This window comes from Ruminococcus sp. AF17-12, from assembly GCF_003479245.1.
GTDB classification, from domain to species: Bacteria; Bacillota; Clostridia; order Lachnospirales; family Lachnospiraceae; genus Blautia_A; species Blautia_A fusiformis.
This window is the reverse complement of record NZ_QUGY01000008.1, coordinates 158,354-178,781: the sequence shown is the minus strand read 5'-3', so window position 1 is coordinate 178,781 and position 20,428 is coordinate 158,354. Positions and strand designations below refer to the sequence as shown.

The window sequence follows — 20,428 nt, the reverse complement described above, 5'->3', positions numbered from 1 at the left end:
TGATTGACGCTATCAATAAAATATAGAGGTGTGCCATGAATAGAACTGAATACAAAAACAATTTCGGGCGTGAGCATTACGAACGAATCAATCTCGTTGTACCTAAAGGCATGAAAGACATCATCAAGGCTCTTGCATCCAGTAAAGGAATGTCGATCAATGCGTACATGCAAGACCTTGTCAGAAAAGACCAATGCGGTTTATTTGATACAATGCAGATTGCGGAAAAGAACAGAGAAATGATTTCCGGAATCACTGGAAACATGCACGACGGATATGACATCATTTTCAAGGACGGTCATTCCTGCCATTGCCGGACGAAAAAAGATGTCCGGTCATGTATCATTGAATACTGCAACGAAAAGGACGATTGATTCGTCCTTTTTTATTGCAAAAATGTGTCTTACATAAGACTTGCAATGTCTTACACAAGACAGTGTTTTCCGTGTTAGTTACCTGTTAGTTATGTGTTAGTTACCGTTGAAATTTCGTGTGTTTTTGTGGTGTCTGATAGATTTATCGGAATATAAAGAAATCCCCGAAAACTCGATGTTTTCGGGGAAAATTGTTCTTTCTGATATTCGGTTTGAATTATCGTTTGCTGAACTGCGGAGCGCGACGAGCTGCTTTGAGACCGTATTTCTTACGCTCTTTCATACGTGGATCACGTGTAAGGAATCCAGCAGCTTTAAGAGCTGGTCTGTAGTCTTTGTCTGCCTCAAGGAGTGCTCTGGAAAGACCATGACGGATTGCTCCAGCCTGTCCTGTGTATCCACCGCCGTGAACATTAACGATCACGTCGAATTTACCCTCTGTCTCTGTTAAAGCCAGTGGCTGACGAACGATAACCTTCAGAGTCTCAAGTCCGAAGTACTCATCGATGTTTCTTTTATTGATAGTGATTTTACCTGTTCCAGGTACCAGGTAAACTCTTGCGATTGATTTCTTTCTTCTTCCTGTTCCGTAGAATTTTGCGCTAGCCAATGTTTTCTACCTCCTATTAAAATGTTAAAACTTCAGGCTTCTGAGCCTCATGTTTGTGCTCTGGTCCTGCGTATACGAAAAGTTTCTTGTTCATAGCTCTTCCAAGAGGTCCTTTCGGAAGCATTCCCTTAACTGCGAGCTCGATAACCTTCTCAGGTTTCTTTGCTAACATTTCTTTTAATGTGGTTTCTTTCATTCCACCAACATACTCGGAGTGGTTATAATAAATCTTCTGCTCAAGCTTCTTGCCTGTAACTTTGATCTTATCAGCGTTTACAACGATTACATAATCTCCTGTGTCAACGTGCGGTGTAAACTGAGGTTTGTTCTTTCCTCTTAAAACACTTGCAACACCGGATGCCAGACGTCCCAGAGTGCAACCCTCTGCGTCAACTACATACCATTTTCTTTCGATTTTATCCGGATTAGCCATATAAGTCTGCATGGTCCTACCTCCTGTTATTTATCAACGATAATGTTTCTCAAACCGCGGTACTTCCGCGAAAAAAAGTAAATGGAAACGCGGGTGCAAAATAAATCGCGGAAATGTCCGAAACCGCTGATAAAATGCCGTCGCCGGGGCTATTGGCTCAAGCATCTTCGCACTACGTCACATTGAGTTATTATATTATAAGGCACCTTGCCTGTCAACTGTTTTTTCTTGTAATTTTCAACAAAATTCCTGTTTTCAGAAAAACTCGATTCCCATCAGCGTCAACCCCTGAGCCGGAGCTGTGGGGCCTGCTGCCCCACGGTCACAGGCTTTCAGGATCTTATCCATGCGTTCCGGCGGATACTGCCCGTTTCCGATCTCGATCAGGGTTCCGGAAATGATACGCACCATATTGTAAAGGAAACCTGTTCCTGAAATGCGAATGGTCACCATGTCACCATCTCTCCACACGTCCATGGAGGTCACGGTACGGATGGTGGTCTTCACCTGTGCGCCGGAGCCGCAGAAGCTGGCAAAATCATGACGTCCGATCAGATAAGATGTTGCTTCCTTCATCTTATCCACATCCAGTTTATAATGGTAAAAATAAGAGTACAAACGCTCCGTTGGCACCGGAAACTTCCGGTTCAGGATACGATATTCATATGTTTTTTCACTGTCACAGTAACGGGGATGAAAATCCGGCTCCACCTCCTCAGAAAGCTGGATACGGATATCCTCCGGAAGTCTCTGGTTCAGTGCATAGGAAAATTTTTCCCCGGGGATCCTGGATTCGGTATCAAACACCGCCACATTTCCAAGAGCGTGCACTCCTGCATCTGTACGGCTGGCACCGATGGTCTCGATCTTTTCCCCAAGCAGCTCACTTAAGGTATCGTTTAAAACGCCCTGAATGGTGATTCCATTTGGCTGTGTCTGCCAGCCTGAGTACTTGGTTCCATCATAAGCTACAACAAGTCCTACTCGTTTCATAAAATATATTCCCTCCTGATACAGACATCCCTGCAGTACTTTCTATCCCAAAACAGACATACCGTCCTGCAAAATGCCTGCCTGATCCGGTTACAGTTCCGCTGTGCAAAATGCAGCGCTTCGGACCGTTCCATGTCTGAGTACCGGCAGGATTTGGCTACAGTCCCGCCACACGGAATGCCACACCCACTGCAAGATATGCCACAAGGATCCCATAGGCCGCATAATCTCTTTTTTCATAATGCAGCGGCTTCATCTGGGTTCTGTGCTCTCCACCATGGTAACACCTTGCTTCCATGGCCATTGCCAGATCATTGGCGCGGCGGAACGCCGAAATAAACAGCGGCACAAGAAGGGGTACCATATTTTTCGCCTTCTGGATCAGGTTTCCGTTTTCGAAATCTGCGCCTCTGGCAATCTGTGCTTTCATGATCTTATCCGTCTCCTCCAGAAGGATCGGGATAAAGCGAAGGGCAATGGACATCATCATGGCGATCTCATGTACCGGCACCCGAATCTTGTTCAGCGGACGGAGCAGTCTCTCCAGACCATCTGTCAGCTGATTCGGCGTGGTAGTCAATGTCATGATGGAAGATCCGATCACAAGGTAAACAAGACGGATTGCCATTCTTCCTGCAAGAACAAGGCCTTCCCTTGTGACCTTGATGATCCCGAAACGCCACAGCACTTCGCCAGGTGTCAGGATGATATTGAACACAACCGTGATCAGAAGGATCATAACGATGGCTTTCAGACCCTTGAACATGAATTTCACCGGAACCTTGGATATTGCGATCATGGCTACCAGAAATGCTGTTGCCACCGCATATCCGAGAAATGTATGGAACAGGAACACAGAGATCAGAAATCCCAGAGTTCCCAGAAATTTGGTCCGTGGATCCAGTCTGTGAAGAACGGATTTGGCCGGATAATACTGGCCAATGGTAATATCTCTGATCATTTTTCCGCCCCTCCTTTGTTCAGTAATGGAGAGTTCGCCTGCGCAAGTGCGGCAAGGATACTGTCTCTGGCTTCCTCCACCGTTGTGGCATCTGCATCCACATGCAGCCCATGTTCCTTCAGCGCATGCATGATATAAGTGATCTGCGGTGCGGCAAGTCCCATGTTTTCCAGTTCCTTATAATGGGAAAAAACCTTCTTCGGCTCATCATCAAATACAGCTTCTCCGTGATTCATAACAATGAGGCGCTCCACGTATTTCGCAATATCCTCCATGCTGTGGGAAACCAGAACAATGGTTATCCCTCGCACCTTATGAAGCTCTGCGATCTGATCCAGGATATCATCCCTGCCCTTCGGGTCAAGCCCTGCTGTGGGCTCGTCCAGGATCAGGATCTTCGGGTTCATGGCAAGAACCCCTGCAATAGCTACCCTTTTTTTCTGGCCTCCGGAAAGCTCAAAGGGTGATTTCTTGAAATTGGACTCTTTTACTCCAACCTGAGTCAGCGCCTGCTTCGCTTCTTTCTCTGCTTCTTCCCTGGAAAGTCCCTGATTCATAGGTCCGAAGCATACATCCGAGATCACATCATTTTCAAACAGCTGATGCTCCGGGTACTGGAACACCAGACCAACCTCGCTGCGGAGCTGTTTCCGGTCATATTTCTCAGCCCACACATCTTCTCCGTTATACAGAACCTGGCCGGATGTTGGCTGTACCAGCGCATTCAGATGCTGGATCAGCGTGGATTTTCCGCTTCCTGTGTGTCCGATGATCCCGATAAACTGGCCGTCCGGGATCACAAGGCTGACATCCTTCAGCGCATGGCTCTCATAGGCTGTCCCGGGACTGTAGGTATAGGTTACATTTTTTAATTCGATTGACATAATGCGCTCACCAGCTCCTCTGTAGTCAGTATTCCATCCGGAACATCCACGCCGGATTTCTTCAGTTCATATGCAAGAAGTGTTACCTGTGGTACATCCAGTCCATACGCCTTAAGGGTATCCACCTGGGAAAAGATCTCTTTGGGATTTCCCTGCATCACAACATTTCCGCTGTCCATGACATAAACACGGTCAGCATGGATCACTTCCTCCATGTAATGGGTGATCAGAATGACTGTTACCTTTTCCTTACGGTTCAGCTCCCGCACTGCCTCCAGGACTTCCTTTCTTCCGTTAGGATCCAGCATGGCGGTAGGCTCATCCAGAATGATGCACCGCGGGCGCATGGCCATCACGCCTGCAATAGCCACTCTCTGCTTCTGCCCTCCGGAAAGTTTGTTTGGGGACTGATAACGATAGGCTGTCATACCGACTTTTTCCAGGCTGTCATTCACCCGTTTCCAGATATCATCTGTAGGAACTCCCATATTTTCCGGACCAAAGCCTACATCCTCTTCCACAACGGTTCCTATGATCTGGTTATCCGGATTCTGAAATACCATTCCTGCCTTCTGGCGTACCTTCCAGAGTTTGGTCTCTCTGGCGGTATCGATCCCGTCCACCAGCATCGTTCCCTCTGTTGGGATCAGAAGCGCATTCATATGCTTCGCCAGTGTGGATTTTCCAGATCCGTTATGTCCCAGAACTGCCACAAATTCTCCTGCTTTAATGTCCAGGTCCACATCATTGACTGCACGCTGCATGTCTACCACATTGCCGTCATCATCGTATCTCTGATAGTCAAATCCCAGCTTAAGCGCCTTGATAATTCCCATCTTTTCTGCTCTCCTTAATCCTCTGTAGCTGCCGGTTCACCAAGGCCGGTCAACTCATCGATCAGTGCCCATATCTCGTCTCTTCCCTGCTTTGTCTCCGCAGAAAACGGAAGGATCTTTCCCTCTTTCGGAAGGCCCAGTCCGATGCGGATCTCCTTCAGGCTTTTTGCCACCTGGCTGCGTTTCAGCTTGTCAAGCTTGGTCGCGATGATCACCGGCTCATATCCGTTGTGACAGATCCAGTCATACATCTGCTTGTCATTGGCGGAAGGCTTGTGGCGGATATCCACCAGGAGAAAAACCGCACGGAGCTCTTTGGAATTATGAAGATAGCCCTCGATCATTTTTCCCCATTTTTCCTTCTCTGCCGCAGAAACCTTGGCGTAGCCGTAGCCCGGCAGGTCTACGAGATACATTGCTTCATTAATATTATAAAAATTGATTGTCTGTGTTTTTCCCGGCTGTGCGCTGGTTCTTGCCAGGGCCTTGCGGTTCATCAGACCATTGATCAGGGAGGATTTCCCTACATTTGATTTTCCCGCAAAAGCTACCTCCGGCCTTCCTGTGTCCGGGATCTTGCTTGTGATGCCGCAGACGATATCCAGCGATACGTTTTTGATTACCATTCGTTATTCCTCCCTTTTCTTTTAAAAGCCCTGTCCTGAAGGTCAGGGCAGGGTTTTTCTGTTTTTTGTTTATACAAGAGTTTCACCGAGAACTTCTTTCATGTTATCCACAAACCGGATATCCAGTCCCTGGATGATCTCTCTGTCCATCTCCTCGATATCCGGACGATTTTTTTCCGGAACAAGGACTTCTTTGATCCTGGCATATTTAGCTGCAAGCAGCTTCTCTTTCAGTCCGCCAATCGGAAGCACACGGCCTCTTAAGGTGATCTCACCGGTCATGGCAAGATCCGCACGTACCGGTTTTTCGATAATTGCAGACAGCATGGCAGTTGCCATTGTAATACCGGCAGATGGGCCATCCTTCGGAACGGCACCCTCCGGAATATGTACATGCATATCATGCTTCTGGAAAAATTCCGGATCGATCTCATATTGGTCAGAAACCGAACGGATATAACTGATACCTGCCTGTGCAGATTCCTTCATCACATCTCCAAGCTGTCCGGTAAGAAGCAGCTCGCCTTTTCCGGGCATGATATTGACTTCGATCTGCAGGGTATCACCGCCTACCTGTGTCCATGCAAGACCGCGGGCGATCCCGATCTCATCCTTCTCATTGGCCATCAGATAGTTATATCGTTCTTTGCCAAGGAATCTGGAAATATTTCTGGATGTGACAACTACCTTATCCTTACCCTCTTCCATGATAGCACGTGCAGTTTTTCTGCAGATACGTCCGATGCTTCTCTCCAGAGAACGGACTCCTGCTTCCTTGGTATAGTTGTTGATCAGCTTGCCAAGAGCTGCCGGCTGGATCACCAGCTTGCCTTCCGGAATACCGTTGATCTCCATCTGCTTCGGGATCAGATGTTCCCTTGCGATATGTTCCTTCTCATTTTCCGTATATCCCGGGATTTCCATCAGCTCCATACGGTCAAGAAGAGGTCTCGGGATTCCCTGAACATCATTTGCAGTGGCAATAAACAGTACCTCGGAAAGATCCTGGGGAATCTCCACATAGTGATCATTGAACTTACTGTTCTGCTCCGGATCCAGAACCTCCAGAAGTGCTGCGGAGGTATCTCCTTTATAATCGCTGCTGGTCTTATCGATCTCATCAAGAAGCATCAGCGGGTTGCTGACTCCGGCTTCCTTCAGTGCGACTGTGATCCTTCCTGGCATGGCACCGACGTAAGTCTTTCTGTGGCCACGGATCTCTGCCTCATCACGGACACCTCCAAGACAGATGCGGACGTATTTTTTGTTCATGGCCTCTGCCACAGAACGTGCAATGGAAGTTTTTCCAGTTCCCGGAGGTCCCACCAGACAGAGGATCGGACTCTTTCCCTTGTGGGTCAGCTTACGTACAGCAAGAAATTCCATGATACGCTCTTTGACCTCTTTCAGTCCGTAATGACCCTCTTCCAAAACCTTCCATGCGTTCTCAAGATCCTCGGAATCCTCGGATTTCTTATTCCACGGAAGTGCAAGAACGGTTTCCAGATAGCCTCTCTGCACCGTTGCCTCTGCAGCACTGGCTGCCATTCCTTTAAAACGGCTGATCTCCTTGGAAATCTTCTCTTTTACTTCATCAGATGCATCCAGCTCCTTCAGCTGTTTTTTAAATTCATCGATATCATCAGCAGTATTCTCCTCGCCCAGCTCCTCACGGATGGTTTTCAGCTGTTCCCGTAGGATATACTCTCTCTGATTCTTGTCGATATGGGATTTCACCTTGCGCTGAAGATCTTTAGTGATATGGATCACCTCGATCTCGCTGCCAAGAAGCGCTCCAAGGATCTCATAACGGTCATTCAAAGACACTGCTTCCAGAAGCTTCTGCTTGTTCTGATACGCCATCGGAAGATTTACTGCGATCTGGTCGATAGTTTCCTGCACATCTTCGATGTTCATGATCTGGGTTACCAGATCCTTGCTTACTTTTCCGCTTTCTCTGCAGTATCTCTGAAAAAGCTCCCGGATGCTGCGAAGCATGGCGTCCTTTACCGGTTCCGGGTAATCCTCTTCCTGTGCCGTAACGATCTCGCATTCCGCCTTCAGATATGGTTCCTCCTGCTCCAGGCCCAGAACCTCTGCCCTGTCCAGTCCCTCTACCAGAACCCGGTAAAGATCCTGCGGAAGCTTCACCACCTGCTTGATATAAGCGACGGTTCCTACCTGATACAGATCCGTAAGTTCCGGTATTTCCACCTCAGGATCCTTCTGTGTCAGCAGAAAGATCTTCTGGTCATGGAGCATGGCTGCTTCCACGGCACGGATGGATTTCTCCCTGCTCACATCAAAGTGTACGATCATATCCGGAAGGACTGTAGTCCCACGGAGAGCGATCATTGGCAATATATTGACCTGATTTGTCATTTATGTCATTCCCTTCATCAAGCTGTTTCCGGCTTGCCTTTCTTTCTCGAACGGGATGTTTTGCGTCCTGCTTTTTTTGCAGGAGCCTTGGCCTCCCCGTGGATGATCTCCGGCTCTCCGGTTCCCTCCACTGCCTCTTTTGTGACGATACACTTACGGATGGTGTCGTCCGATGGTGTCTTGTACATCAGATCCATCAGGGTATGCTCCATGATGGCACGAAGTCCTCTGGCACCTGTTTTTCTCTCAAGAGATTTCCGGGCAACTGTCTCAAGTGCTTCATCCTGGAACTCAAGCTGCACGCCATCCAGCTCAAAAAGCTTGTCGTACTGTTTTGTGAGGGAATTCTTAGGCTCCTTCAGAATACGGATCAGTGCTTCTTCATCCAGAGAATCCAAGGTTACCACGACCGGAACTCGTCCGATAAACTCCGGGATCAGACCGAATTTAATAAAGTCCTCCGGCATAACCTCCTTCAGAACTTCGCCCACATTGCGGTCTTCCTTTTCGGAAACCTCCGCCCCGAAACCAATGGATTTGGTATCCTGTCTTGCCTCGATGATCTTCTCCAGTCCGTCAAAAGCACCACCGCAAATGAACAGGATGTTTGTAGTATCGATCTGGATAAATTCCTGATGAGGATGCTTTCTTCCTCCCTGAGGAGGTACGCTTGCAACGGTTCCTTCCAGAATTTTCAGAAGTGCCTGCTGTACGCCCTCACCGGACACATCTCTGGTGATGGAGGTATTCTCGGATTTTCTTGTGATCTTATCGATCTCATCGATATAGATGATTCCGTACTGGGCACGCTCAATATCGTAATCGGCTGCCTGAATGATCTTCAGAAGAATGTTCTCAACATCCTCGCCAACATAACCTGCCTCTGTGAGAGTAGTGGCATCTGCGATGGCAAAAGGAACATTCAGCAGTCTTGCCAGTGTCTGTGCAAGAAGTGTCTTACCGGAACCGGTCGGACCAAGCATCAGGATATTACTCTTCTGCAGCTCCACGTCCAGGTTTCTTGAAGCAAGAATCCTCTTGTAATGATTGTAAACAGCTACGGAAAGTGCCTTCTTGGCATCATCCTGTCCGATCACATACTCATCCAGGATACTGTGGATCTCTTCCGGTTTCAGAAGGTTGATCCCTGTTTCATAATCTGCCTCATGATCATACATACTGAATTCTTCTTCCATGATCTCGGAGCAGATCCCGATACATTCATCACAAATATATGCTCCATCCGGACCTGCGATCAGCTTGCGTACCTGATCTTCAGTCTTATGGCAAAAGGAGCATCTTACCTTTCCTTCTTTTACTTTATCTGCCATATCTTTTTGTTTCCTTTCTAAGCGTAAATGTCCGTCTCTCGCAGACATTTAAAATTCCTTTTTAAAGCAAGATAAGACTCCTGTGTCTTTACAGGAGTCTTTTCTTACGCATTATTTGTGGATCACAACACCGTCGATCAGGCCGTATGCCTTAGCTTCTTCCGCTGTCATATAGTTGTCACGGTCAGTATCTTTTTCCACAATCTCAAGAGGCTGTCCGGTATTCGCAGAAAGAATCTCGTTCAGCTTCTTTTTGGTTTTTGCGATCTGGTCAGCTACGATCTGGATCTCTGTAGCCTGCCCCTGTGCACCGCCTGATGGCTGATGGATCATGATCGTCGAATTCGGCAGTGCATATCTCTTGCCTTTGGCACCGGAGGACAGGAGGAAAGCTCCCATGCTGGCTGCCATTCCAAGGCAGATCGTAGATACATCGCACTTGATATACTGCATTGTATCATAAATTGCCATTCCGGCAGTTACCGAACCACCCGGGCTGTTAATATAAAGCTGGATATCCTTGGAAGGATCTTCTGCTTCCAGGAAGAGAAGCTGCGCAACGATCAGGTTCGCACTGACATCGTTTACCTCTTCTCCAAGGAAAATGATTCGGTCCTTAAGAAGTCTTGAATAGATATCATAACTTCTTTCTCCTCTGCTGGTCTGCTCAATGACGTAAGGTACTAAACTCATTTTGCCCTCCATTTCCGAGGTTTATTACGCCTCTACAGCTGCATCGGCAACTAATGTAACAGCTTTCTGAACAGCCATATCTTTCTTCATCTGCTCCATCTCGTTCTCACCGATGAGATCTTTTAATTTGTCTGCTTCCATCTTGTACATCTCTGCCATCTTGGAGATCTCTTCGTTAACCTCTTCCTCTGTTGGCTGGATGTTCTCTACCTCAGCGATCTTCTCAAGAACAAGTCTTGTCTGGATTCTCTTAAGCGCCTGTGGCTTCATGTCTTCCATCATCTTGTCAACGCTCTGGCCTGTGAACTGGAAGTACTGCTCCATGGAAAGACCCTGGGACTGCATTCTTCTTGCGAAATCGTCAAGCATCTGACGTGTCTGTGTCTCGATCATTGCCTCCGGAATATCCATCTGTGCATTCTCGATCACTTTATCTACTGCTGCATCTTCTTTTGCACGACGTGCATCTTCTGCTTTCTTCTCTGTCAGGTTCTTCTTAACGTCTTCCTTGTACTCAGCAAGTGTATCAAACTCAGATACATCCTTAGCGAAGTCATCGTCAAGCTCCGGAAGCTCTTTTGCTTCGATCTTCTTAACGTCGCACTGGAATACAGCTTCTTTGCCAGCCAGCTCTTTTGCCTGATACTCCTCCGGGAATGTAACCTTAACTTCTACGTGATCACCTGTGTTAGCACCAACAAGCTGCTCCTCGAATCCCGGGATGAAGGTGTTGGAACCAAGTGTCAGCGGATAGTCTGTTCCTTTACCGCCCTCGAATGCCTCACCGTCTACGAAGCCCTCGAAATCGATAGTTGCTGTATCGCCGTTCTGTGCTGCACGATCCTCAACTGTGATGGTTCTGGAGTTTTTCTCCTGCTCTTTCTTAAGCTCAGCCTCAACTTCCTCGTCTGTTACCTCTGTCTCAGACTTCGGAACCTCAAGTCCTTTATAGTCACCAAGAGTTACCTCTGGTTTAGTAGCTACTTCTGCTGTAAAGATAAATGGTTTGCCAGGCTCAACCTGTGTTACATCGATCTTAGGCTGGGAAACGATCTCAAGATCACACTCAGCAAGTGCTTTGCTGTAATGCTCAGGGATCAGAGCGTTTGCAGCGTCCTCAAGGAATACTCCCTTTCCGTACATCTGCTCGATCATTTTTCTTGGAGCTTTTCCTTTACGGAATCCCGGAATAGAAATTCTGCCTTTTGCTTTCTGATATGCATTCTGCATTGCTTTGTCAAGATCCTCGGCGGAAACCTCGATTGTAAGTTTCGCCATGTTTTTCTCCATTTTCTCCACCTGTAAACTCATGTTTCTTGTTCCTCCTTAATCATATCGAGTAAATACCTTATATAAAATAGTTAACACTCGCATTATATATTTACAGTCATTTCTGTAGTATAGCATAACCACTGTAAAAACGCCAGTATTTTTTTCAGTTTTCCATATGCCCCCACAGGGCATTTCTCAGCTGCCCACGTCCTCAATGTTAAAGTAATTTTCTGTCTTTCTTATGTTGTTAAGACAAAATGTAAAAATCCTTTTATAAGTTTTAGGCGTATAATGAACACCATCGTCTGTACCGTCTCCCGTATTGGATACAGTACCATATCCGGTCCGCATCAGATAACTGTAAACATCAATATAGTGGTACTGACTTCCAAGCTCACCGGCAAGACCGCTGTTAAAAGTCCGGACATCCTCACATTTACGATTCTTGGTACTTCCCTTTTCCCCTCCATTGATCGGATTCACAGACATATAATACAGACTGCAGTTTTTCATGAAAAGCTTTGTTCCCAGCTTTTTCATATAAGACACGTACTGTGAGAGTCTATCATTCAGATCCTGTTTTCCGTTAATATCTCTGAGATCATTGATACCATGATTAAACACCACTGCGATCTTTGCGTATTTTTCATTTTTACGACATTTTTCTATTTCTTTCAAAAGAGCCTGTGCACCCGTTGACTTCAGCCAGCCCAGTTCCGTATTAGAACAGCATACAAAGCTGACATGGCTGTCCACATACTCCTTTCCAAACTGTTCGTACAATACCTTCTGAAGACCATATGTCCTGGAATCTCCCACAAAGATGATCCTTTCGTAATTCTCAGGATAATGAAAGCTGTTCCTGACCAGATTCGGTTCCTGATACCGCCAGAATCTCACCGCATAGAGATGCATGGTCCCACTGACTGTGATCACCTGTCCGGCTTCATACCTTGGTGCGGTCTTCTGACCTGCCCTGGTAGACCATCCAAGGAATGTATAATTCTCTTCATTGGCCATCACCGGCAATTTCATTTTTCCGCTTGGAGCCTGGATGATCTTGTAGATATCTCCGTCATTCCTGTGCAGGATCAGTTTGGGATTATTCTTCTTTTTTATCACTGCATAAAACGTTACATTTCTTTTTACAAAATATTTTTTTCCCGGCTTATATCCTGCCTCCGCTCCTCCTTTTTTCAGAGACCATCCTTCTGCCTGATATCCTGCTGGGACCTGCGGCACTTTGGGAATCGTGATCATGGAACCATATTTCTGTTTCTTTTCCAATTTTTTATATATAGCAGAGGAGGCTCCTCCACCTGACCTGAAAGATACGGAATACACTTTTTTGCAAGCATTCCCGAATGTATCATCCGACCAGTCAAAGCCGGCAGCTGACACCAAATTTCCTGTGGCTGTCATCAGTATAACAAAAAGCGCCACTACCCACAGGACCTGTTTCATCTCTTTTTTCATGCTCTTACATACACCACCGATTCAGCGATCTCTTCTGCCTTTGCGCTTCCCTCCAGCTGTCCGATCAGGGAAAGGCTGAAATCGATGGCTGTTCCAAGGCCTCTGCTGGTAGTTACATTTCCATCTACCACTACAGGCTCCAGAGATGTTCTGGCACTTTTAAGCTGTTCCATAACAGATGGGTACGATGTAGCATTTCTGCCTTTCAGGAATCCAAGTCTCTCGAATATACCTGGTGCCGCACAGATAGCTGCTACCTTGCCGCCATTCTGATAGAAATCTGTCAGAAGCTCAGTCAGCGGTTTATATTCCTCCAGATATTTTGTTCCCGGCATTCCTCCCGGAATTACAAGCATATCCGCATCGGAAAAATCACATTCTCCAAAGGTACGGTCTGTAAGAAGATCGATCCCATGAGAGGTTCTGATCTCTTTTGTCTCTTTGATAGATACTGTCTGGATGTCGATCCCGGCTCTTCTCATCAGATCTACCACGGTCAGTCCTTCAATATCTTCAAAACCATCTGCGAAAAAAATATATACTTTACTCATGATCCTGTTCATCCTTTCTTTTATAAAATCCATAAATATTTTCTGTATTCCCCATTCCCTTCCATAATGCTTTTTCCATCTGAAAATGTCAAGAAATTTCAACAAATATGCCATTGCAAATCCTGTTTTTTTCCTGTAGACTGAACATAATATCTTTTCATTTCACAAATCCGGAGGTTTTTTATATGGAGATCGAACGTAAATTTCTGATCCGGAAGGATGACCTTCCGCAGGATCTGGCTTCTTATCCCTGCCACAGGATCGAGCAGGGGTATCTTTGCACTTCCCCTGTCGTCCGCATCCGCCGGCAGGATGATGACTATTTTCTTACTTACAAATCCAAGGGTCTCATGAGCCGTGAAGAATATAATCTTCCGCTCACCGCTGAAGCCTATGAGCATCTGAAGCCTAAAGCAGACGGTATCCTCATTACCAAGGACCGCTATGTGATTCCGGAAAAAGACGGACTTTTTATTGAACTGGATGTGTTCCACGGAGAATACGAGGGAGTTCTTCTGGCTGAGGTGGAATTTCCTACAGAGGAAGACGCCAATGCCTACACTGCGCCAGACTGGTTCGGAGAAGATGTAACTTATTCCACCAGATATCATAACAGTACCATGAGCCAGGGCTGGCAGAGCGATTACTGTTCACCCCGTTCTCAGTAACATGCTTCGCGATGCACAGAATTTATGCTAATCGCACTTGTATTTCTTATTTCAGGTGCTATAATTAGTAATGCAGGCAGATATAGTTCATCGGTAGAACATCAGCTTCCCAAGCTGAGGAGGCGGGTTCGATTCCCGTTATCTGCTTTCATTGCCAAAGAGGGCACGCAGTCAGGCGTGTCCTTTTTTATAAATTTCAAGGAGGATTTTTGTTTATGAAGATTGGATTTATCGGATGTGGAAATATGGCCTCTGCCATGATCGGCGGTATTCTCCGTCAGGGGATCTTTTCAAAGGACGAGATCATTGTTTCCAACCTTACAGACGAAGGCAGAGCGCGCAGTGAAAAAACTCTTGGTGTTGTCACCACTCTGGATAACAATGAAATCGTCCGATCTGCAAAAACTGTCGTTCTTGCAGTAAAGCCGCAGTTTTATGAGAAAGTTCTCACAGAGGTCCACGACAGTCTCACGACAGAGCACACCATCATCGGAATCGCTCCCGGCAAGACTCTTGCATGGCTGGAAGAAAAAGCCGGTCTTCCTCTGAAAGTTGTCCGTTTTATGCCTAATACTCCTGCACAGGTTGGGGCCGGAATGACTGCTGTATGTACCAATGACCGGGTTTCGGAAGACGAACTGGCAGAAATCCTTAAGATCACAGACAGCTTTGGCTGTACCGAAGTGATACCGGAGCGTCTGATGGACGCCGCAGGCGCTGTAGGCGGCTGTTCACCTGCTTATGTGTTTATGTTTATCGAAGCCATGGCAGATGCCGCTGTCAGCCAGGGAATGCCTCGTAAGCAGGCTTATAAATTTGCTTCCCAGACTGTTCTCGGCAGCGCAAAAATGGTTCTGGAAACCGGCAGACACCCGGGAGACCTGAAAGACATGGTCTGCTCACCGGCAGGAACTACCATTGAAGGTGTCCGCACCCTGGAAAAGAGCGGCTTCCGCAGTGCCGTATTCGAAGCGCTTACCGCAGCTGCTGAGAAGGGTAAGAAGTTATAATTTTCGAAAACAAAAACTCCGTGAGGTCTGCATTCACCCGGACCTCACGGAGTTTTTCCATCTCATCTCTTTTATCGTCTGCCGACAGCCCTACAGCAACTCGATCAGCGCGTCAATATCTTCCATTTTTGTTCCCCAGCTTGTAGCAAAACGGATCACTGTATGATCTTCATCATATTTTTCCCAGAAATCAAACTGAACTTCTTTGCCCAGTTCTTCTTTCTTTTTATTTTCCAAAACTACAAACTGCTGGTTCGTGGGAGAATCCAGGAAAAGCTGATATCCTTTTTCCTGAAGGGCTCTTTTCAGCTTCATAGCTGTTTCAATAGCATTTTTGCTGATCCTTGTATACAGATCATCGGTAAACAGTGTGTCAAACTGGATTCCCAGAAGACGGCCTTTTGCCAGAAGGGCTCCCTGCTGCTTCACCATAGTCATAAAGTGCTTCGGAGCTTTTTTCGTAAAGACCACTGCCTCACCGCAGAGTGCACCGACCTTGGTTCCACCAATGTAGAACACATCTGTACATCTGGCGATATCCTCAAGTGTCACATCTGCTTCCGGACTTACCAGACCGTAGCCAAGTCTTGCTCCGTCCAGAAACAGCGGAAGCTCGTATTTATGGCATACCTCGGAAATTTCCTCCAGCTCTTTCTTCGTATAAAGTGTTCCGTACTCTGTCGGATGGGAAATATAAACCATTCCCGGAAATACCATATGGTCGTGACTTTCATCCCCATAAAAAGTTTCCACATAATCTGTGATACTTTCTGCTTTGATCTTTCCGTTTTCTGCCGGAAGTGTCAGTACCTTATGTCCTGTATACTCGATCGCTCCGGCCTCATGACAGCTTACGTGTCCGGTCTGCGCCGCAAGAACACCTTCATAACGGTTCAGGACAGAACCTATGATCGTGGCATTGGTCTGAGTTCCTCCCACCAGGAAAAACACATCTGCATCCGGGCAGCCGCAGGCTTTACGGATCTTCTCCTTTGCAGAATCACAGTATTTGTCTGTGCCATAGCCGGAAAGCTTCTCCATATTGGTTTCCAGAAGCTTCTGGAGGATCGCCGGATGCGCTCCCTCGCAGTAATCGTTTACAAAAAATAACATTTTATTTTCTCCTCATCTGTATTTTCATTTTATTTGACCGTCTTCCCCGGAATGATCTTACATGTGGAAAACGATTTGAATTTACAGGAAATCGCCCCCTTCAATAGGAAGCCCGTTTCTGAAAGAAATTCACAAATCCCCGGTCGAGATCCCGCAAAGACTGCTGTAATGCAATGGAATCTGCTGCTTTCAGAAAGGCAAACTCCTCTTGCTTTTTCAGTTCAGTCAGCATGGCGGAAGTCTGGGAATAGCCGATCTTTTCCCCATTTTCATAGCCTTCCTTACGCATGGCAAGTCCCCGGTTGTAGATGAACCGGCAACATCCCAGGGTCTGATGGATGAAGTTTTTCTGTTCTCTGTTCGGGTAGATTCTGAATTTAATTCCTTTTTGCATTATCCCATCTTATCCTTTTGTCTCTGCGATGTTTTCTGGTTTTCAATATACTGTTTTACTGTTTCCAGCGGAGCACCGCCCACCGTCGATACAAAATAGCTGTTTGTCCAGAGAGTCGGCATTTTCGTTTTAAGATAGGGAAATTCCTGTCTTAAAATTCTGGACGTATAGCCTTTAAATGACTTTACAGCTTTGTGGATGCCAAACTGAGGATCTACTTCCAAAAGCATATGAACATGGTCTGGCATGATCTCCATTTCCAGAATGTCTACAGAAAAATTTGCAGCATACTCTGTGAGCAGCTCCTTCAGCCGGACGTCCACACCGTTAATTAATACTTTTCGTCTATACTTTGGACACCATACTACATGGTATTTACAGGAATAGACGACATTGTTGTTTGATTTATATGTTGTGTTCATATTTATATTATACTATGATTTGTTAGTTAATACAATTACTATTTTGTCCATCTTCAATTACTTGCATAAATTCGATGGACGCGTCTTATATCCCCATAGCTGAAACAAGGGGTTTTACGACGCATTGGATAAATGCCGCAGGTTTTTCCCATGTTTTTTAAACTTTCTAAACTATTTTTTAATTTTTACATGCTTTCTGCGCATACTCTGTCTGCACCAGATTTTCATACGCTGTACGATCCGTCAGCTCACCTGCATCTTCCAGGATATCCTGCAGAAGCTCAAAGCTGTCTTTTTCAAAAATAAGATTTTCTTTCCAGGTATCCTGGTCATAATAACGTTTTACAATGGCAGTGATGGTTTCAAGATCTGTTTCCTTGAACTGCGGTGCAATCACTTCTGCGATTTCCTCCGGCGTATGACTCTGCACATAGTCCATTCCCTTCTGAAGTGCATCGGTAAATTTCTGGATGATCTCAGGGTTTTCTTTCATGTAGCTTGCCTTTGCACTGTAGGATGTATATGGTACATATCCGGATGCCTCTCCGAGAGATGCAACTACATAGCCTGCTCCTTCTTTTTCCAGAATGGTCGCAGATGGTTCGAATTCTACTGTATATGCCGCGGAATCATCACCTGTAAAAGCTGCTGCTGTGGAACCGAAATCAATACTCTGGTCGATGATCAAATCCTTTTGCGGATCCATGCCGTTTTTCTTCAGTATATATTCAAATACCATTTCCGGCATTCCGCCCTTACGACCGCCAAGAACCTTCTCTCCTTTTAGATCCTCCCATTTGAAATCAGGCATCTCTTCTCTTGCCACTAGAAAATTCCCCGCACGCTGGGTTAACTGTGCAAAATTTACGACAGGATCCGTGGCGCCCTCCTGATAAGCATAAACAGATGCCTCTGCGCCCATAAATCCAATATCTGCCTCACCGGAAATCACAGCAGTCATCGTTTTATCTGCTCCGAATCCCGTCACCAGCGTCAGATCCAGACCTTTCTCCGCAAAATATCCCTCCTCAATCGCCACATACTGCGGTGCGTAAAAGATTGAATGTGCGACTTCATTCAGTGTAACCTTTGTAAGTTTCTCTTCTGTGCTGTCTTTCTTCGCAGCAAATACTCCCATTGGCAGCGCCGTCACCGCCAGCACAACTGCTGCCGCCAGTGCAATCCATTTTTTATTTTTCATGCAGATACTCCTTTACAGACTTCTTCTGTTAGAGTATGCATAATTAATTAATTGGTGACCAGGGAAACATACAAAGTATCGTAAAACACAGTCTCCATGATTCCTTTTGTTAGGATATGCCCAAAAAACCAACTGCTGATCACGATCAACTTTCCCATCAGTTAAAAAATATGAATTTTATTTAACAACAATTCAATTGTGTTCAATTTCCAATCCTGCTATGATTTAATCACAAAAGCTTTTGAAATTTCAATCAGGAGAGAATTAGGATGAATATTGGAAATGTGATAAAAAAATATAGAAAAGAGTCTGGTTTCACCCAGGAGGAAATGGCAAACCGCTTAGGAGTAACTACTCCAGCGGTGAATAAATGGGAGAACGGAGTTTCCCATAGTTAAAGATACCACACCAAATATGATGAACCCACGCTTATACACTACCAGCTATAATAAACCGCAAGGACAGCAATTTGATGATACTGCTGTCCTTTCTTTTATAAAATTGCAGTACACATAAAAAAGCTGTAAAATGATAAATATATTTGTCCTTGTAACAATTCTCGGACATTTGCCTGTTATACTATCTGCAAAAAGCAAAGGAAGTGAGGATATGAAGCAGATTTTAATTGTCGAGGACGACAGTTTTTTGAATAAGATGTTAGACTATAACCTGACCGCAGACGGTTACGGCGTGACTTCTGCCCTAAATGCCAGAACCGCAGCCGAAGCTATCCGTCAGCGGGAATTTGATCTGGTGCTGTTGGACATCAACCTGCCGGACGGCAACGGTTTTGAGCTGTGCAAGCTGATAAAGCCCCAGCACCCGGACACCATCGTAATATTCCTGACCGCCAACGATCAGGAGAGCGACCAGATACGGGGCTATGAGGTGGGCGCGGTGGACTACATCACAAAGCCCTTTGTGATCGGGGCCTTGCAGCGGAAAATCAAAGCCATGTTCGCCATGCTGGAACACCACAAACCGGCTAAGGACATTTACGACGACGGGCGGCTGTTTCTGGACTTCTCGGAGCAGACCGCTTCCCTAAACGGCAAGCCCCTGACCCTATCCCCGATGGAGTACAAAATGCTGAACCTGTTCCGCAAAAATCCCCGGCAAGTGCTGACCCGCGGGCAGCTTTTGGAAAGGCTGTGGGATATAGACGAGAGGTTTGTAGACGAACACACCCTGACAACCTCCATCAGCCGGATTCGCAGCAAGATCGAATCCGACGGCGGCGCGCCCTACATCAAGACCGTTTACGGCATGGGCTATCAATGGACGGGAGGTGAGGCAAAATGAAGTTTCAAAATCTCTCGGTAAAGCGGCTGTTTAGCCGGGTGGCAATGGGGCTTGTCCTCTCCATGTCCGGGATCACCATAGCCCTGTTTCTTGTGACAAAACAGACGGCGGTGCTGCTGACAGGCGGGGCGCTGCTGCTGTGCGCCCTTGTGGGGATTTTTGTACTGACGCAGGCGTTTGGAAAGCGGCTGTCGCAGTTTACCGCTGACCTGTGCCAGACCTTAGACCACATGATCGCCGGGAATGAAGCGCCCCAGCGGCCAGAGGACAGCGAAACCCAGCTTGCCAGAATCGGACACCGGCTGGCAAGGCTTTACCAGATCATGCAGGAGAACCGCCGCCGGGTGGACGAGGAACGGCAGGAGTTACAGACCCTTGTATCGGATATTTCCCATCAGGTGAAAACGCCGGTAAGCAATCTGAAAATGGCGACGGACACCCTGCTGGAAAAGCCCATGACCGAGTCGGAGCGCACCGACTTTATCCGGGGAATCCGCAGCCAGACGGATAAGCTGGACTTTCTCTTTCAGGCCCTTGTGAAAACCTCACGGCTGGAAACGGGCGTGATCCAGTTGGATAAGAAACCGGGTTGCCTCTTTGATACCGTAGCGCAGGCCATGAGTGGGATTGTGTATGCAGCGGAGAAAAAGGAAATCGCTGTGTCCGTGGACTGCCCGGAGGATTTGACCGTTTTCCATGACAGCAAGTGGACATCCGAAGCCCTCTTTAACCTGCTGGACAATGCAGTGAAGTACACCCCTGCAGGCGGGAAAATCGCTGTGTCGGTGGTGCTGTGGGAAATGTATGTGGAGATCAAAGTGACCGACACCGGCAAGGGCATTTCCGAAAGCAATCAGGCTGCCATCTTCCGACGCTTTTATCGTGAGGAAGAAGTA

At 46.6% G+C, this 20,428-nt stretch carries 23 protein-coding genes and 1 tRNA gene; 7 read left to right on the top strand and 17 right to left on the bottom strand.

The window, feature by feature from the left end; translation table 11 throughout:
• Window positions 1–35 precede the first annotated feature (35 nt).
• Complete coding sequence (locus DWW77_RS10785; protein WP_118608683.1) at window positions 36–374, top strand: hypothetical protein; 339 nt, start codon at window positions 36–38, stop codon at window positions 372–374.
• 217 nt (window positions 375–591) lie between these two features.
• Here the strand turns inward: DWW77_RS10785 and rpsI are convergent, their stop codons facing one another.
• The 13 genes from rpsI to DWW77_RS10720 all read right to left on the bottom strand — a co-directional run bounded on the left by rpsI (window position 592) and on the right by DWW77_RS10720 (window position 13,422).
• On the bottom strand, window positions 592–984 hold the full coding sequence (rpsI, locus tag DWW77_RS10780; protein WP_021650596.1) for a 30S ribosomal protein S9: 393 nt from the start codon (window positions 982–984) through the stop codon (window positions 592–594).
• Between the two features lie 16 nt (window positions 985–1,000).
• Entirely contained in the window at window positions 1,001–1,429 is a 429-nt protein-coding gene (gene rplM, locus DWW77_RS10775; RefSeq protein WP_118608682.1) for a 50S ribosomal protein L13, read from the bottom strand.
• Between the two features lie 243 nt (window positions 1,430–1,672).
• Window positions 1,673–2,410 (bottom strand): tRNA pseudouridine(38-40) synthase TruA, encoded by a 738-nt coding sequence (truA, locus tag DWW77_RS10770; RefSeq protein ID WP_015527358.1) that lies wholly within the window; start codon window positions 2,408–2,410, stop codon window positions 1,673–1,675.
• Window positions 2,411–2,567: 157 nt separating this feature from the next.
• A complete protein-coding gene (locus tag DWW77_RS10765) occupies window positions 2,568–3,371 on the bottom strand; it encodes an energy-coupling factor transporter transmembrane component T family protein (protein ID WP_015527359.1) in 804 nt (267 codons plus the stop codon).
• The gene (locus DWW77_RS10760; protein WP_118608681.1) at window positions 3,368–4,255 is read right to left on the bottom strand and encodes an energy-coupling factor transporter ATPase; all 888 of its coding nucleotides are present in this window, start codon (window positions 4,253–4,255) and stop codon (window positions 3,368–3,370) included. The genes DWW77_RS10765 and DWW77_RS10760 overlap by 4 nt, the downstream gene beginning before the upstream one ends.
• Window positions 4,240–5,091: an energy-coupling factor transporter ATPase gene (locus tag DWW77_RS10755; protein ID WP_059086107.1), complete on the bottom strand. Its 852-nt coding sequence runs from the start codon at window positions 5,089–5,091 to the stop codon at window positions 4,240–4,242. The genes DWW77_RS10760 and DWW77_RS10755 overlap by 16 nt, the downstream gene beginning before the upstream one ends.
• A gap of 14 nt (window positions 5,092–5,105) precedes the next feature.
• The gene (gene yihA, locus DWW77_RS10750; RefSeq protein WP_015527362.1) at window positions 5,106–5,717 is read right to left on the bottom strand and encodes a ribosome biogenesis GTP-binding protein YihA/YsxC; all 612 of its coding nucleotides are present in this window, start codon (window positions 5,715–5,717) and stop codon (window positions 5,106–5,108) included.
• Between the two features lie 69 nt (window positions 5,718–5,786).
• Window positions 5,787–8,099, bottom strand: a complete 2,313-nt coding sequence (gene lon, locus DWW77_RS10745; protein WP_118608680.1) for an endopeptidase La — start codon at window positions 8,097–8,099, stop codon at window positions 5,787–5,789.
• A 17-nt stretch (window positions 8,100–8,116) separates the two neighbouring features.
• Window positions 8,117–9,430: an ATP-dependent Clp protease ATP-binding subunit ClpX gene (clpX, locus tag DWW77_RS10740; protein ID WP_022426169.1), complete on the bottom strand. Its 1,314-nt coding sequence runs from the start codon at window positions 9,428–9,430 to the stop codon at window positions 8,117–8,119.
• 111 nt (window positions 9,431–9,541) lie between these two features.
• Entirely contained in the window at window positions 9,542–10,123 is a 582-nt protein-coding gene (gene clpP / locus DWW77_RS10735) for an ATP-dependent Clp endopeptidase proteolytic subunit ClpP (RefSeq protein WP_015527365.1), read from the bottom strand.
• Window positions 10,124–10,147: 24 nt separating this feature from the next.
• Window positions 10,148–11,434 (bottom strand): trigger factor, encoded by a 1,287-nt coding sequence (tig, locus tag DWW77_RS10730; RefSeq protein WP_015527366.1) that lies wholly within the window; start codon window positions 11,432–11,434, stop codon window positions 10,148–10,150.
• A 156-nt stretch (window positions 11,435–11,590) separates the two neighbouring features.
• A complete protein-coding gene (locus tag DWW77_RS10725; protein WP_118608679.1) occupies window positions 11,591–12,871 on the bottom strand; it encodes an InlB B-repeat-containing protein in 1,281 nt (426 codons plus the stop codon).
• Window positions 12,868–13,422 (bottom strand): DJ-1 family glyoxalase III, encoded by a 555-nt coding sequence (locus DWW77_RS10720; RefSeq protein ID WP_044960892.1) that lies wholly within the window; start codon window positions 13,420–13,422, stop codon window positions 12,868–12,870. Before DWW77_RS10720 ends, DWW77_RS10725 begins: the two co-directional genes overlap by 4 nt.
• 185 nt (window positions 13,423–13,607) lie before the next feature.
• Here DWW77_RS10720 and DWW77_RS10715 point away from each other — a divergent pair, with 185 nt between their 5' ends.
• The 3 genes from DWW77_RS10715 to proC all read left to right on the top strand — a co-directional run bounded on the left by DWW77_RS10715 (window position 13,608) and on the right by proC (window position 15,100).
• A complete protein-coding gene (locus DWW77_RS10715; protein WP_118608678.1) occupies window positions 13,608–14,090 on the top strand; it encodes a CYTH domain-containing protein in 483 nt (160 codons plus the stop codon).
• A gap of 76 nt (window positions 14,091–14,166) precedes the next feature.
• A tRNA-Gly gene (locus DWW77_RS10710) sits at window positions 14,167–14,237 on the top strand.
• 68 nt (window positions 14,238–14,305) lie between these two features.
• Window positions 14,306–15,100 (top strand): pyrroline-5-carboxylate reductase, encoded by a 795-nt coding sequence (gene proC / locus DWW77_RS10705; protein ID WP_092068702.1) that lies wholly within the window; start codon window positions 14,306–14,308, stop codon window positions 15,098–15,100.
• A gap of 90 nt (window positions 15,101–15,190) precedes the next feature.
• On the opposite strand, the gene DWW77_RS10700 is transcribed toward proC, so the two are convergent.
• From DWW77_RS10700 to DWW77_RS10685, 4 genes are all read right to left on the bottom strand, one after another.
• A complete protein-coding gene (locus tag DWW77_RS10700) occupies window positions 15,191–16,213 on the bottom strand; it encodes a threonine aldolase family protein (protein ID WP_022426165.1) in 1,023 nt (340 codons plus the stop codon).
• Between the two features lie 100 nt (window positions 16,214–16,313).
• Complete coding sequence (locus tag DWW77_RS10695; RefSeq protein WP_173759912.1) at window positions 16,314–16,607, bottom strand: helix-turn-helix domain-containing protein; 294 nt, start codon at window positions 16,605–16,607, stop codon at window positions 16,314–16,316.
• The gene (gene tnpA, locus DWW77_RS10690; protein WP_118608677.1) at window positions 16,607–17,029 is read right to left on the bottom strand and encodes an IS200/IS605 family transposase; all 423 of its coding nucleotides are present in this window, start codon (window positions 17,027–17,029) and stop codon (window positions 16,607–16,609) included. Before tnpA ends, DWW77_RS10695 begins: the two co-directional genes overlap by 1 nt.
• Window positions 17,030–17,207: 178 nt before the next feature.
• Window positions 17,208–18,230: an ABC transporter substrate-binding protein gene (locus DWW77_RS10685; protein ID WP_015527373.1), complete on the bottom strand. Its 1,023-nt coding sequence runs from the start codon at window positions 18,228–18,230 to the stop codon at window positions 17,208–17,210.
• Between the two features lie 269 nt (window positions 18,231–18,499).
• Here DWW77_RS10685 and DWW77_RS10680 point away from each other — a divergent pair, with 269 nt between their 5' ends.
• From DWW77_RS10680 to DWW77_RS10670, 3 genes are all read left to right on the top strand, one after another.
• A complete protein-coding gene (locus DWW77_RS10680) occupies window positions 18,500–18,628 on the top strand; it encodes a helix-turn-helix domain-containing protein (protein ID WP_330383085.1) in 129 nt (42 codons plus the stop codon).
• 211 nt (window positions 18,629–18,839) lie between these two features.
• Entirely contained in the window at window positions 18,840–19,532 is a 693-nt protein-coding gene (locus DWW77_RS10675) for a response regulator transcription factor (RefSeq protein WP_118608676.1), read from the top strand.
• Window positions 19,529–20,428, top strand: a 900-nt coding sequence (locus DWW77_RS10670; protein ID WP_286188011.1) for a sensor histidine kinase, incomplete at its 3' end; no start/stop codon positions are given. The genes DWW77_RS10675 and DWW77_RS10670, both read left to right, overlap by 4 nt.

What these genes read in the sequence shown, in the direction of transcription:
- DWW77_RS10785 (WP_118608683.1), top strand. Translation starts at nt 36, where the DNA reads ATGAATAGAACTGAATACAAAAACAATTTCGGGCGTGAGCATTACGAA.
- rplM (WP_118608682.1), bottom strand. Translation starts at nt 1,429, where the DNA reads ATGCAGACTTATATGGCTAATCCGGATAAAATCGAAAGAAAATGGTAT.
- truA (WP_015527358.1), bottom strand. Translation starts at nt 2,410, where the DNA reads ATGAAACGAGTAGGACTTGTTGTAGCTTATGATGGAACCAAGTACTCA.
- DWW77_RS10765 (WP_015527359.1), bottom strand. Translation starts at nt 3,371, where the DNA reads ATGATCAGAGATATTACCATTGGCCAGTATTATCCGGCCAAATCCGTT.
- DWW77_RS10760 (WP_118608681.1), bottom strand. Translation starts at nt 4,255, where the DNA reads ATGTCAATCGAATTAAAAAATGTAACCTATACCTACAGTCCCGGGACA.
- DWW77_RS10755 (WP_059086107.1), bottom strand. Translation starts at nt 5,091, where the DNA reads ATGGGAATTATCAAGGCGCTTAAGCTGGGATTTGACTATCAGAGATAC.
- yihA (WP_015527362.1), bottom strand. Translation starts at nt 5,717, where the DNA reads ATGGTAATCAAAAACGTATCGCTGGATATCGTCTGCGGCATCACAAGC.
- lon (WP_118608680.1), bottom strand. Translation starts at nt 8,099, where the DNA reads ATGACAAATCAGGTCAATATATTGCCAATGATCGCTCTCCGTGGGACT.
- clpX (WP_022426169.1), bottom strand. Translation starts at nt 9,430, where the DNA reads ATGGCAGATAAAGTAAAAGAAGGAAAGGTAAGATGCTCCTTTTGCCAT.
- clpP (WP_015527365.1), bottom strand. Translation starts at nt 10,123, where the DNA reads ATGAGTTTAGTACCTTACGTCATTGAGCAGACCAGCAGAGGAGAAAGA.
- tig (WP_015527366.1), bottom strand. Translation starts at nt 11,434, where the DNA reads ATGAGTTTACAGGTGGAGAAAATGGAGAAAAACATGGCGAAACTTACA.
- DWW77_RS10725 (WP_118608679.1), bottom strand. Translation starts at nt 12,871, where the DNA reads ATGAAAAAAGAGATGAAACAGGTCCTGTGGGTAGTGGCGCTTTTTGTT.
- DWW77_RS10720 (WP_044960892.1), bottom strand. Translation starts at nt 13,422, where the DNA reads ATGAGTAAAGTATATATTTTTTTCGCAGATGGTTTTGAAGATATTGAA.
- DWW77_RS10715 (WP_118608678.1), top strand. Translation starts at nt 13,608, where the DNA reads ATGGAGATCGAACGTAAATTTCTGATCCGGAAGGATGACCTTCCGCAG.
- proC (WP_092068702.1), top strand. Translation starts at nt 14,306, where the DNA reads ATGAAGATTGGATTTATCGGATGTGGAAATATGGCCTCTGCCATGATC.
- DWW77_RS10700 (WP_022426165.1), bottom strand. Translation starts at nt 16,213, where the DNA reads ATGTTATTTTTTGTAAACGATTACTGCGAGGGAGCGCATCCGGCGATC.
- DWW77_RS10695 (WP_173759912.1), bottom strand. Translation starts at nt 16,607, where the DNA reads ATGCAAAAAGGAATTAAATTCAGAATCTACCCGAACAGAGAACAGAAA.
- tnpA (WP_118608677.1), bottom strand. Translation starts at nt 17,029, where the DNA reads ATGAACACAACATATAAATCAAACAACAATGTCGTCTATTCCTGTAAA.
- DWW77_RS10685 (WP_015527373.1), bottom strand. Translation starts at nt 18,230, where the DNA reads ATGAAAAATAAAAAATGGATTGCACTGGCGGCAGCAGTTGTGCTGGCG.
- DWW77_RS10680 (WP_330383085.1), top strand. Translation starts at nt 18,500, where the DNA reads ATGAATATTGGAAATGTGATAAAAAAATATAGAAAAGAGTCTGGTTTC.
- DWW77_RS10675 (WP_118608676.1), top strand. Translation starts at nt 18,840, where the DNA reads ATGAAGCAGATTTTAATTGTCGAGGACGACAGTTTTTTGAATAAGATG.